The organism is Labilibaculum manganireducens, from assembly GCF_963665805.2.
Classification (GTDB): Bacteria; Bacteroidota; Bacteroidia; order Bacteroidales; family Marinifilaceae; genus Labilibaculum; species Labilibaculum manganireducens.
This window is the reverse complement of sequence record NZ_CAXXEE010000003.1, coordinates 810180-823557: the sequence shown is the minus strand read 5'-3', so window position 1 is coordinate 823557 and position 13378 is coordinate 810180. Positions and strand designations below refer to the sequence as shown.

Here is a 13378-nt window from a genome sequence, read left to right as displayed (position 1 = left end):
TTATATAACAGCTCTTCAAACGGAGTGCAAAAGTAACAGATAATTAGTAAGGAGAAAACCTTTTGACAGGAAATTTTATAAACTTTTCCCAATACAAATTAAATCACTGTCAACCAGCACAAACAAAGCAAACGTTTGTTATATCACAGTATAAGAAACGAACTTAGTTTTCGATTTTATTAGTCTTCTGAAAAGTGCTTTAACATACGACGGTAAGTAGAAAAAATCTGTGCCCTCGATACGCACCCACAATACTTACCTTCATTAAGAACAACTAAGTTAAATTTATCGGAATACTGATACTTACTGGCCACATCAGCCATCGACTCGTCGTGCTGAATAACAACCTCAGGAACAACCATCAAATCCCGAACAAATACGTCATCATACTTCTCCGGCTGAAACATGATCTCCCGGATATCATCCAGTTTTACAATGCCTTGAAAATTATTAGCTTCATCAATTACAATAAATATGTTTCGATGTGCTTTAGCAATAATTTTCACCAATTCACCTAATGTGGCATCTGAATTTACGGTACTAAAGTCTTTCTCTATTAATCTGGTAACACGCATCAACGACAGCACATTCTGGTCTTTATCGTGTGTCATCAACTCCTTGCGTTTGGCTAACTGTATTGTATAAACAGAATGTGTTTCGAAGGTTTTTACGGTAGCATAAGAAACCGTAGCTGTAATCATCAGAGGAACAAACAATTGATATCCTCCTGATATATCGGCAATCAAAAATAATCCGGTTAACGGTGCATGCAATACTCCTGCGATCATTCCTGCCATACCAATAAGAGCAAAATTATTAACCTCTAAATTCCGTAGTCCCAGATGCTGCACAAGTTTTGCAAACAAAACTCCAGCATTAACGCCCATGAACAGTGTTGGTGCGAAAATACCACCTATACCACCTGCTCCAAAAGTAATTGAAGAAGCAATTACTTTAAAAAATATCACCATGACCAACAAAACAATAATCATCCAAAAGCTATCCTGAAAAGAATAGAAAAATGAATTGTTATACAGATAAGAGTAATTTCCAGACAGAGAGGAATTTATCGCATCGTAACCTTCACCAAATAAAGAAGGAAAAAAGAAGATAATAACTCCAAGTGATAATCCTCCAAAAATTAATCTCTTATAAATCGAATCAATCTTCTCAAAAATACCATGTATAAACATGTAACACTTTGTAAAATAAGTGGCAATCAGACCGGTGAAAATCCCCAAAACAATGTAGTAAGGTAAATCCGACATAATGAACCCGTTTTGCACCTTAAAAGGATACAAAACATCCATTCCCAGAAAGAAATAAGAGGTGATTATAGCTGATGCAGATGCTAACAAAAGCGGGACTAAAGACCACATGGTAAGATCAAGCATAATTACTTCCAAAGCAAAAACAATTGCGGCAATCGGCGCTTTAAATATGGCAGCCATTGCTCCCGCACAGGCACACCCCAAAAGCAATGTAATATGCTTGTAATTTAAGTGAAATAAACGGCCAATATTTGAACCAAGAGCAGCTCCGGTCGCCACGGTTGGTCCTTCCAAACCAACAGAACCACCAAATCCAACTGTTAGAGCCGATGTTACAACCGATGAGAACATATTGTGCCGGCTAATTTGAGCATTGGATTTTGAAATGCCATACAGTACATTAGGTATACCGTGCCGAACCGGACGTCTGATTACATATTTTATAAATAAAACAGCCATTAAAATTCCAATAGTGGGATAAATCACGTACAGAATATTTTCATATTCCGGAGAGGCATTACGGTGAAGAAGAGAACTTATAAAATGCACAGAATTTTTAATAATTACTGCTGCTATTCCTGATGTTACACCAATAATAATGGCTAACATTGAAATAAACTGACGATTATTTATGTGCTTTAAACGCCAAACTAAAAAACGACCTAATAATGATTTTTTTTTCACCCTAAAATTTAAATAAAACCAATCTCACGATTCCAACGCAACCAATTGCCAATCGTTCACCAAATTCCTTCATTCGAAGCTTAAAATAAAGAATATCTTCCTTAAGATACAAGAAGCAACTCCCTAATCGAAAAAATAATCCAATGTAATCTGATATATATAATAGATCTAAAGAACATCTGTCAGATCATATTACTACGTTCAAAAGAGTAACAAGTTGAATAGGTATGCTTAAAATCATACTTCCACGTCTTATTCTTATCAAGAATTTTTCTAAATTTGCATCATCACCGATTCATACTTAACAGACACAAGCATACAATCTTTGTTCTTGTGTCTTTTTTTGATTGAATAACATTAGATTTTAAAGAAAATGACAAATCGAATAACATCTCTTTTCAATATTAAATACCCAATTATTCAAGGGGGAATGGTTTGGTGCTCAGGTTGGAAGTTGGCAACGGCTGTTAGTAATGCCGGAGGATTAGGTTTAATTGGTGCCGGATCGATGCACCCTGATACATTTCAGGAGCACATTCAGAAAGCAAAAGCTGCAACCAACAAACCATTTGGTGTTAACGTTCCATTACTTTATCCTGAAATGGATAAGATCATGAACATCATTGTAAAAGAAGGTGTTAAAATTGTATTTACATCGGCAGGAAGCCCTAAAAAATGGACTCCATTTTTAAAAGAACATGATATTACGGTGGTGCATGTTGTATCAAGTGCTTTTTTTGCAAAAAAATGCGAAGAAGCTGGTGTTGATGCAGTTGTTGCTGAAGGTTTTGAAGCTGGAGGACATAACGGAAGAGAGGAAACAACTACAATGACATTAATTCCTTCGGTTCGAAGAGCCACTCAATTGCCTTTGATTGCGGCTGGTGGAATTGGATCCGGAGAAAGCATGTTATCTGCAATGATATTAGGAGCTGATGGCGTTCAAATGGGAACCCGTTTTGCTATTTCTGAAGAATCATCGGCTCACGAAAATTTTAAAAAATCGGTACTGGAACTAGGTGAAGGCGGAACAAAACTGGCTTTGAAAAAATTAGCCCCTACTCGTTTGGTTAAAAATAATTTTTTCAATCAAGTGAATGAAGCGGAGTGCAGAGGTGCATCTCCGGAAGAAATGAAGGAAATTTTAGGAAAAGGCCGCGCTAAAAGCGGCATGTTTGAAGGAAATTTGGATGACGGAGAATTGGAGATTGGGCAGGTTTCAGCACTAATCACTAAAATCCAAACCGTTTCTGAAATTATATCCCAAATAGAACAGGAATATCAAGAGAGTCTGGCTCAATTACAATCCAATAAATATAACTTTTAAGGCGTATCCATTCTTAAATTACACAGAAGAAACTATGATTGAATTTGATAAATTTACACTTAAGAATGGCTTGCGGGTAATTGTGCATCGCGATGAAACCACTCCAATGGCTGCCGTAAATATATTATACAATATTGGAGCAAAAGATGAAAATCCTGAAAGAACCGGATTTGCTCACCTTTTTGAACACCTCATGTTTGGAGGATCGATAAATATTCCAAATTATGACGAACCCCTGCAAATGGTAGGAGGCGACAACAATGCATGGACCAATAATGACATCACTAACTACTACCTTACTGTTCCAAAAGCAAATTTAGAAACCGCTTTTTGGTTGGAATCCGACAGAATGCTGAGTCTTGCTTTCAGCGAAAAAAGTCTGGAAGTGCAGCGAAGTGTAGTCATTGAAGAATTTAAACAACGATATTTCAATCAGCCTTACGGCGATGTTTGGTTACACCTTCGCCCTTTGGCCTATAAAGAACATCCATACCAGTGGCCTACAATTGGAAAATCTATCGATCACATTGAAAAAGCTACCTTAGAAGAAGTTAAAGATTTCTTTTTTCACCATTATGCACCCAATAATGCCATTATGGTAGTTGCAGGAAATGTGGATACTCAACAAGTTAAAGAACTATCGGAAAAATGGTTTGGACCAATTGAACGAAGAGAAATTCAAGAAAGAAATCTTCCTGTTGAACCAACTCAAAATGAATTTCGGAGCAAACGAATCGAAAGTAACGTACCATTCGATGCAATCTATATGGCCTTTCATATGGGAAAAAGAATGGACGAGGATTTCTATATCATTGATTTGGTTTCGGATGTTTTGTCTAACGGGCAATCGTCACGTATTTTTCAATCTTTGGTAAAAGAAAAGAATTTATTCTCTTCCATCGACGCTTATATTACAGGTGAATTTGAACCTGGATTGTTTCTGATATCAGGAAAAATGGTTGAAGGTGTAGCCATGGAAACAGCAGAAGCTGCCATTTGGGAAGAACTGAATAAAATGGCCACAACAAAAGTTGATGAGTACGAACTTCAGAAAGTAAAAAATAAGGTGGAGTCAAGCTTAGTATTTTCAGAAATCAGCTATTTAAACAAGGCTATGAACTTGGCTACTCATGAATTACTAGGTGATGCCGACGACATTAATAAAGAAGTGGAAAAATATCAGAAAGTAAGTGTTGCTGACATTTTAAACAGTTCCGCTAAAATTTTCAGAAAAGAAAATTGCTCTACACTTTATTACTACTCAAAAAAATAGGAATGGAAAATTTATACAGAAACACAGCTCCCGAATTCAAAACAGTAGATAGCGTTGAAATTCTGCCCTCACTAAAACATTCGCTGAGCAACAACATTCCCGTTCACATCATTAATGGTGGCAGTCAGGATGTTGTGAAAATTGAATTTATTTTTAATGCTGGAATCTGGCAACAGAAAAAACCGCTAATTGCTACTTTAACCAACACAATGCTTAACGAGGGAACCTCCTCTTTATCAGCATCTGATATTGCAGAGAAATTTGATTTCCTTGGGGCTCACATTGGATTTTCGGCGAGCAAACATGATGCAAGTGTTACGCTGTACAGCCTAAAAAAACATTTTTCCGAAACTCTTGCTTTAATTTCGGATCTAATCAAGAATTCCATTTTTCCCGAGAAAGAATTCAAAACAATTTTAACTAATAAAAAACAGCAATATCAAATTGATCATCAAAAAACAAATGTTTTAGCTAAAGAAAAATTCACAGAGATGATTTATGGAAAAAATCATCCTTATGCAAACATTTATGATAGTAGTGAATTTGACAATTGCAGTCTGCAGGATGTTAAAGAATTTTACAAAGAACATTACACGCCCAACAACTGCCATATTATAATAGCTGGTAAGGTGGATGATAATGTACTATCTGAGGTTGAAGATTTATTTGGTGAAAATAAATGGACAAATCAAAGTGCGTCAATTGATTTCGACCATAAAATAATAAGTTCAAAAGAAAAGTCAGCCTTCGTATGCAAAGATGATGCTGTTCAATCGACAATCCGAATTGGCCGCAAATTGTTCACGAAAACTCACCCAGATCATACGGGAATGCAACTTTTAAATTTAATATTAGGAGGCTATTTCGGATCACGGTTGATGCAAAACATTAGAGAAGAAAAGGGATATACCTACGGAATCAACTCTATCCTGATCTCACATCTAAAAGATGGCCATTTTACCATTGTTACTGAGGTTGGCGCTGAGGTTTGTAAGGCTGCAGTTCAAGAAATATTCATCGAAATTAAGCGGTTAAGAGAAGAATTGATCCCCGAAGATGAGTTGACATTAGTGAAAAATTATATTTCAGGTGAATTGCTTCGAAATTTAGACAGTCCTTTTGCCTTGTCGGATGGATTAAAAGGAAATTTACCTTTTGGATTAGACAACACCTATTTTGCCCAATTTATTAAGGATTTGAAAGCCGTTACTGCAAAAAAAATAATGGAATTGGCGAATGAGTATTTACAGCTTGATGATCTTTACCTTATAGTCTGCGGACCGAAGGAATGCGAAGAAGCCGTTACTTTTCCAAATTAATTCTTTTTTTACCAAACTGGATAATATTTCAGTTTAATGGATGGTAATTTGTTGTGAAAATTCGCATATTAATGATTACCTGTTAAAAAAAGGTAAACAAGTCCTACATATAGTATCTTAAAATTATAAGATTTTGCTACTTTTAATCGTAGCAACAATATATACAGAACAAAGGGGTTTTTATGAGTAGTGAAACCGAAAAAGACAAACAACTAATACTTGATGCCTACGAGGAACTTTTGAAACATTGCAAAAGGAGTCGTGAGCCGGAAAGTAAACAAATGATAGACAAGGCTTTTCATTTTGCATGGGAAGCTCATAGAGAGGTGCGTCGCAAATCAGGAGAACCTTATGTTTTGCATCCAATTGCTGTAGCTCAAATTGCAGCAAAAGAAATGGGGCTTGGAACAAAATCTATTGTAGCTTCCTTACTTCATGATGTAGTTGAAGATACTGAATACACCCTTGAAGATATCCAAAATCATTTTGGTGAAAAAGTTGCCCAAATTGTTGATGGTCTGACTAAAATTTCGGACGTATTTGATCAGCAAACTTCAATGCAGGCAGAGAATTTCAGAAAAATGCTGTTAACCCTATCCGATGATCTTAGGGTAATTCTGATAAAAATGGCGGACAGACTGCACAACATGCGCACCCTGAACTCTATGCCATTGCGCAAGCAAATGAAAATTGCCGGCGAAACACTTTTTCTTTTTGCTCCTTTAGCGCATCGAATGGGATTGTATGCTATTAAATCTGAACTGGAAGATTTAAGTCTGAGATATGAACACCCGGATGACTTTGACAATATTTCCAAAAAGATAATAGAACAAGAAGAAAAACAACAAAAAATAATACAGAGCATAATTGCTCCGATTAAGGAGAAACTTAAAGAAGCAGATATTCAATGCTCCATTAAAAACCGACCAAGGTCAATTTTCTCTATATGGAATAAAATTGAAACTCAAAATACCAGTATTGAAGAAATTTACGATCTCATTTCCGTACGGGTCGTTTTTACACCCAAGGAAGGTGTTTCTGAGAAAAACCAATGTTGGAATATCTATTCCCTAATTACTGATATTTACAAACCTAAACCAGAACGTATCAGGGATTGGGTTAGTACACCGAAAGCCAACGGTTACCAGGCGCTGCACGTAACAGCCATGGGACCTCAGGGAAGGTGGGTCGAATTTCAGATAAGAACAGAGAAAATGGATGACATTGCAGAAAAAGGTTTTGCAGTTCATTCTAAATACAATACCAGTGGAGGTGGAGAGTCTGAATTAGATAAGTGGCTAAACGATGTTCGTGAAATCTTAGATAATCCGGAAGCTGACGCGATGGCTTTCCTCGACGAATTTAAATTGAATTTATTTTCAAAGGAAATTCAGGTTTTCACACCTAAAGGTCACATTCGCACTTTACCCAAAAAAGCCACGACTCTTGATTTTGCCTACGACATCCATACAGATATTGGAAATCATTGTATTGGAGCTAAAGTAAATCATCGGTTGGTGCCATTAAGCCATGAATTAAAAAGTGGTGATCAGGTGGAAATTCTAACTTCTGAAAAACAGGTACCCAAATATGAATGGATTGAATTTGTAATTACTGCCCGGGCAAAGTCTAAAATTAAATCTGCCTTTAAAAAAGAAAGAAAAGAATACACTTTAAAAGGTGCCAGAATGATAGAAGATCAATTATCTGACAGCGGTCTTCTCCTAAATGCGAAAGCATTTCGAAAAATGCTGGAGCACTATAAACTTTCGAATAAAGAAGAATTATTTTATAAAATTGGTATCGGAAACATCAACATCAACGAAATTGATGGTGTTGTTCGAAAAAAATCAAAAAGTAAGTTTATTAAGTACTGGAAACTTCAGTTTTTTGGCAATTCAGAGGAAAATGAGGACGAAGAAATCCTTGAAACTCCTAATGCAAAACCAGAACTTGATAAAAAGAAAACTCTTATGCTTACAGAATTGGCAGCTAATGAGAGTTATAAAATTGCAGCCTGCTGCAAACCAATACCTGGAGACGAAGTTCTTGGATATCTGGATATGGCTAATAATGTAACCATTCACAAAAGGAAATGCCCCAACGCATTGAAATTAATGTCAAGTCAGGGCGATCGGATTCTTGCTGCAGACTGGACCAGTCATCGATTAATGTCTTTTCTAGCCATTATTGAATTGACAGGAATTGATAAAATTGGCATTGTTAATGAAGTTACTAATGTTATCTCAAAAGATCATGATGTAAATATGCGATCGCTGCACTTTGAAAGCCATGATGGTGTGTTTGAGGGCTTAATCCATCTCTATGTTCACAATACTGAAGATCTTAACAATTTAATTATGAAACTTATCAAGATCAAAGGTCTTGATAATGTGAAACGTATCGAAAATATTGAAGAATACAGCTAAATTAAAATTTATTCTAAATAAGCTTTCAGTTCTAAAAAAAATCACTATTTTAGACCCATTATTTTAAATTAGATTAGATAACACCTAGGTTATTTTTTGATATGAGCAACGAAGACACTAAAGAAATTGTTAAGAAGATGTTTACAGAATATCTTCAGAAAAAGGGACATCGAAAGACTCCGGAAAGATACGCAATACTAGATGAGATATATTCCCGGGAAGGTCACTTCGATATTGAATCTCTTTATATCTTTATGAAAAATAAAAACTATCGTGTCAGTAGAGCAACACTTTACAATACTATAGATCTTCTTTTAGATTGTAAATTGGTAGTTAAGCACCAATTTGGTAAAAATATCGCTCAGTTCGAAAAAGCATATGACAGCAACAAACACGATCATTTGATTTGTACCCGTTGTGGAAAAGTTCTTGAATTTTGCGACACCCGTTTAGAAGATGTTCGTAAAAATGTTTCTGATGATATGGACTTCAAAGTTTCTCATCATTCCTTATATATCTACGGAATTTGCCAGGAATGTCGAAAATTAGAAAACAACTAAGTTTATCAACAATCAATATCTTTCAAAAACCTCTTTAAATAAGAGGTTTTTTTATGCCCAAAAATGACTTATCAACAAGACCTGTTTTCAACTGCCCTAAATAAAAATATTTATTACCTTTGACTGTTAAAACTTGCAAACATTCTTCAAGATTTAACAGCGTAGCCGAACCAATTTTATAAATCCAATCATAATTGGTTTGGATAATTACTTGTTAAGATTTACTATCAAATTATTAGACAGATGAAAGTTGATGTACTTTTAGGCCTCCAATGGGGAGATGAAGGTAAAGGAAAAGTTGTGGATGTACTAACCCCAAAGTACAATTTTATCACCCGTTTTCAGGGTGGCCCCAACGCAGGACACACTTTGGAATTTAATGAAATAAAGCACGTTCTGCATACAATTCCTTCCGGTATCTTCCGCGATGATAAGATTAACGTTATTGGAAATGGTGTTGTTATCGACCCGGTAATTTTCAAGAAAGAAATTGAAGGAATAAAAAAACTTGGAATCAATCTATCCAAAACCTTATTTATTTCGAAGAAGGCTCATTTAATTTTACCTTCTCACAGAATTCTTGATGCGGCATCTGAAGCGGCTAAAGGAAAATCAAAAATTGGATCAACCCTTAAAGGAATTGGGCCAACCTATATGGACAAAACCGGAAGAAACGGTTTGCGTGTAGGAGATATCAAATTAAACTTCAAAGAAAAATACGACTCGTTAGTTGACAAGCACCGTTTAATGCTTGACAAACTTTATGAGTTTGATTACGACATTTCTGAATACGAAACCGAATGGTTTGAAGGCATTAAAGTTTTAGCTGAATTTCAGTTAATCGACAGTGAACAATTTCTTAATGATGCCCTTAAAGATGGTAAATCAATTCTTGCTGAAGGTGCACAGGGAACTATGCTGGATGTTGACTTTGGATCTTATCCATTTGTAACTTCATCGAACACTGTTTGTGCAGGAGCTTGTACTGGTTTAGGTATTGCACCGAATAGAATCGGCAGAGTTATTGGTATTTTTAAAGCTTATTGCACAAGAGTTGGTATGGGACCATTCCCAACTGAACTTTTTGATGCTGATGGAGATTTACTAAGAGCTAAAGGAAATGAATTTGGATCGACAACCGGTCGTGCCAGAAGATGCGGTTGGTTGGATTTGGTTGCTCTTAAATATTCGATCATGATTAACGGCGTTACTGAATTAACCATGATGAAATCGGATGTAATGGACGATTTTGATACGATTAAAATTTGTACATCTTACCTTGTAAATGGTGAAGAAGTTGAGCATGTTCCTTATGAAATGACTGACGATATCAAACCTGTTTACACAGAGTTTAAAGGTTGGAAAACTGATATGACTGCCGTTACTCATGAAAATGAATTCCCTGAAGAATTCAATGCTTATATTGATTTTATTGAGGAAGAAACCGGAGTACCTGTTAAAATTGTTTCTGTTGGTCCAAACAGAGCTCAAACTATTGAAAGAATGCTTGATTAATCAGGCGATATAATAAAAGTCTGTTAAGACTCACAAAAAAAACCTGTTTGAAAATCAAACAGGTTTTTTTTTAAATTCTGTAAAAACATTATTTACTTACATTTTTGATTGATCCTAAATCAGGAAAAAATTCGATACTGTAATTTTCATTCAGCAATACTTCAGCAGGCATATTCGCAATTTTTCCAAACTGTGCAATCGGCATTCTATTCTGAAATAATATTTCTTTCCCATTAGAAATAGATACATCAGCCATTCCCGGAATCCTATAAAATATTTGCTTCTGAGGAACAATTCCAACTGTTGGAATAATTGCCAACTCTCTTGTTATCTCTAAATTTTTAAAATCAACACGAATTGGTTTTCCTCCCAAATCATTCACTCCAACCGGGCCAGCTTGCTGAGACATTCGAAAAATTACGCCGCCATTTTCTCCATTTTTAGGAGTGTATAAAAACTGAAAATTCTCTTGAAATCCAACTCTCTTGCCAACAAACAGAGATAAGTAATCATTTTCTAATTTTTCCAATTCTTTAATAATGATCTCATAAGCCTTTCCATCCGGAGGCAATACCTCATAATTTGCAGTTAATATTTTAAATCTTCTTTTTCTTAACTTAAATATCTGATGGGCCGCTTCTTCCGCTTTCTCCTCCAAAGATTTTACCAAAGCCTGCTTTTCCAGAACCGGAACTTTTACAAAAGCAGTATCCGTTTCCACCACTTTAAAAATGGTATCCTCTTTATATTTTATTATTGGATCGATTGAAAATTTCCCGTATTCTATATCAATCTTATCATCAGTAATGAAAACCGATTCTTTTTCTTCTTTCAATATCATTTTCTTCTCCAAATTAAAACCTCTCATTAATCCGGTAGGAGTCAAAGAAATTAAACTAGGCTCATAATCCACGGAAGTGGTAATTTTATGATATTCTTCAGGATCTGCCTCACCATAAGAGGAAACATCAATTGATTTTAGTTCCCACTCCACTCCATCGGCAGAAACAACATCCGAAATATTCAGATATTTCTTTGCATATTCGGCGAAAGGACCTCTTTTCAAAATCGTTTTTTCTGCAGTCACATTAAGTTTTAAAACGGTTTGAGGCAATGCATACACTACTGTATTAGGAGTATCCAGCGTTTTTCTCTTTTGAGCACCAGCATACCACTGACAGGAAATTACAACAAGTAATACCAATAAAGTTCTTAGAATCATTCGGTTCATTATAATCTGAATTTTTTATTTAAAATCGGCTACTAAAACTAACGGTAATTATTACCTAACTAATATACAAAGCTTACTATTTTTTTAAATGCAACCATGCTTTTGGTAAATAGTCAATTATATCGCTGGCAGTAAGAGCCTCTACACCAACATCTACAGAAGCTAAATCGCCCGCCAAACCATGCAGATACGCTCCAATTATTGCCGCGATATGTGATGAATAGCCCTGCGATAACAAAGATAATATTATTCCAGTTAACACATCACCACTACCTGCTGTTGCCATTCCCGGATTACCTGTAGGATTAAAATAACAAGTTCCTTCCGGGCAGCAAATAGCTGTATATGCTCCTTTTAACATCAGACTTAGTCCATGTTTTTTTGCAAACTCCCGCTGCATACAATTGCGGGTATAACTATCACCGCTTTTCCCAACCAAACGTTCAAACTCCTTAACATGTGGAGTAAAAATACTTCCAAGCGGCAATTCTTCTTTTAGTTCAGGATGCTCTCCTATGATATTAATTGCATCGGCATCTATTACCATCGGAACTTTTACTTCCTTTAAAAGATCAATCATTGCCTTAAAAGAATTTTGCTTTTTATCTATTCCGGGACCAATAGCAACCGCCTTAAATTGGCTTAAATCGGGATATTCTGTAAAAATAATATCCGAACGATCGATACTAACCATAGCTTCGGGGACTGCTGTTTGCATAATTTGATATCCCAAACGCGGAATATGGGTAGTTAACAAACCAATTCCCGAACGCAAACTTGCACGGGAAGCCAGTATTGCTGCACCCATCTTCCCATAACTGCCGCTTATAAGCAAGCCATGACCGTAGGTTCCCTTATGATCAAATTTTTTCCTGGGCATCAATAAAGACTTCACAAACTCTCTACTTAATAACTTGTAAGCAGTGGGTTCTGTTTGAATTATTTCAGGATGCAACCCAATTGGCAAAACTTCCCATTCACCAACATATTCAGCATTTTCGGGAAAAAGAAATGCCAATTTGGGAAATTGAAAACTTAATGTATAATCTGCCCGGACAATTCCTCTCAAATTATTTTTAGAATTATCCTCTCCCATCAAACCCGATGGAATATCAATGGCAATAACTTTTGCATCACTGTTATTTATTGCTTTCACAACATCCAACGCCAATTCTTCCAGAGGTCTTGATAAACCCGAGCCAAAAATTGCATCAACAACTATATCATCCTTAAAAAGCCATGGCATCGATTCAATCGAAGTCATTTCATACAAATCCAATGTATTCAAATTTCTTATTCGCTCCAGATTCACCTCAGCTTCAGCCGATATCTTATCATTTATCCCAAGTACAAATACTTCAACAGCATAATTTTTATCGGCCAACATGCGTGCCAAGGCCAATCCATCGCCTCCATTATTTCCCGGACCAGCAAAAATCCTGCAACTTTGAGGAGCAGGAAAATGTGAAGTAATCCATTTAAAAATTTGACCCGCGGCTCGTTCCATTAAATCGATGGAAGATATTGGCTCATGCGCTATGGTGTAGGCATCAATCTCAGCAATCTGTCTGGCAGTAAATATTTTCATTATTATTGGGTTTTGAATCGTTAAATGATAGGTTATACAAAAGTTAATAAACAAAACATCACAATCTGATAATACCTAAATAATTCAAGTATCTAATTTAGGCTTGCTATCGCAATATCTTTTTTTGTTTAAATTCCTCATGTATTGAATGCCTTTACCAAAGATACTAAACTTTCAATAA

The 13378-nt window shown here is 35.8% G+C and carries 9 protein-coding genes; 6 read left to right on the top strand and 3 right to left on the bottom strand.

The annotated features are described in order from the left end of the window. Positions 1-179: 179 nt before the first annotated feature. Entirely contained in the window at positions 180-1955 is a 1776-nt protein-coding gene (locus ACHZAX_RS03275) for a chloride channel protein (RefSeq protein ID WP_320018009.1), read from the bottom strand. 373 nt (positions 1956-2328) lie between these two features. Here ACHZAX_RS03275 and ACHZAX_RS03270 point away from each other — a divergent pair, with 373 nt between their 5' ends. The 6 genes from ACHZAX_RS03270 (at position 2329) to ACHZAX_RS03245 (ending at position 10378) form a co-directional block, all read left to right on the top strand. Next, the gene (locus ACHZAX_RS03270) at positions 2329-3282 is read left to right on the top strand and encodes an NAD(P)H-dependent flavin oxidoreductase (protein WP_320018008.1); all 954 of its coding nucleotides are present in this window, start codon (positions 2329-2331) and stop codon (positions 3280-3282) included. 34 nt (positions 3283-3316) lie between these two features. Next, positions 3317-4555 (top strand): M16 family metallopeptidase, encoded by a 1239-nt coding sequence (locus tag ACHZAX_RS03265; RefSeq protein WP_320018007.1) that lies wholly within the window; start codon positions 3317-3319, stop codon positions 4553-4555. Between the two features lie 2 nt (positions 4556-4557). Then, complete coding sequence (locus tag ACHZAX_RS03260; RefSeq protein ID WP_320018006.1) at positions 4558-5874, top strand: M16 family metallopeptidase; 1317 nt, start codon at positions 4558-4560, stop codon at positions 5872-5874. 182 nt (positions 5875-6056) lie between these two features. Next, positions 6057-8303, top strand: a complete 2247-nt coding sequence (locus ACHZAX_RS03255) for a RelA/SpoT family protein (RefSeq protein WP_101310092.1) — start codon at positions 6057-6059, stop codon at positions 8301-8303. Between the two features lie 101 nt (positions 8304-8404). Further along, positions 8405-8863, top strand: coding sequence for a Fur family transcriptional regulator (locus tag ACHZAX_RS03250; RefSeq protein ID WP_101259429.1), 459 nt, complete (start codon positions 8405-8407; stop codon positions 8861-8863). A gap of 243 nt (positions 8864-9106) precedes the next feature. After that, positions 9107-10378, top strand: a complete 1272-nt coding sequence (locus ACHZAX_RS03245; RefSeq protein ID WP_320018005.1) for an adenylosuccinate synthase — start codon at positions 9107-9109, stop codon at positions 10376-10378. Positions 10379-10466: 88 nt separating this feature from the next. On the opposite strand, the gene ACHZAX_RS03240 is transcribed toward ACHZAX_RS03245, so the two are convergent. Together ACHZAX_RS03240 and ACHZAX_RS03235 are read right to left on the bottom strand one after the other, a co-directional pair. Further along, positions 10467-11609: a DUF4831 family protein gene (locus ACHZAX_RS03240; RefSeq protein WP_320018004.1), complete on the bottom strand. Its 1143-nt coding sequence runs from the start codon at positions 11607-11609 to the stop codon at positions 10467-10469. Between the two features lie 76 nt (positions 11610-11685). Then, positions 11686-13197 (bottom strand): NAD(P)H-hydrate dehydratase, encoded by a 1512-nt coding sequence (locus ACHZAX_RS03235; protein WP_320018003.1) that lies wholly within the window; start codon positions 13195-13197, stop codon positions 11686-11688. Positions 13198-13378: the final 181 nt, after the last annotated feature.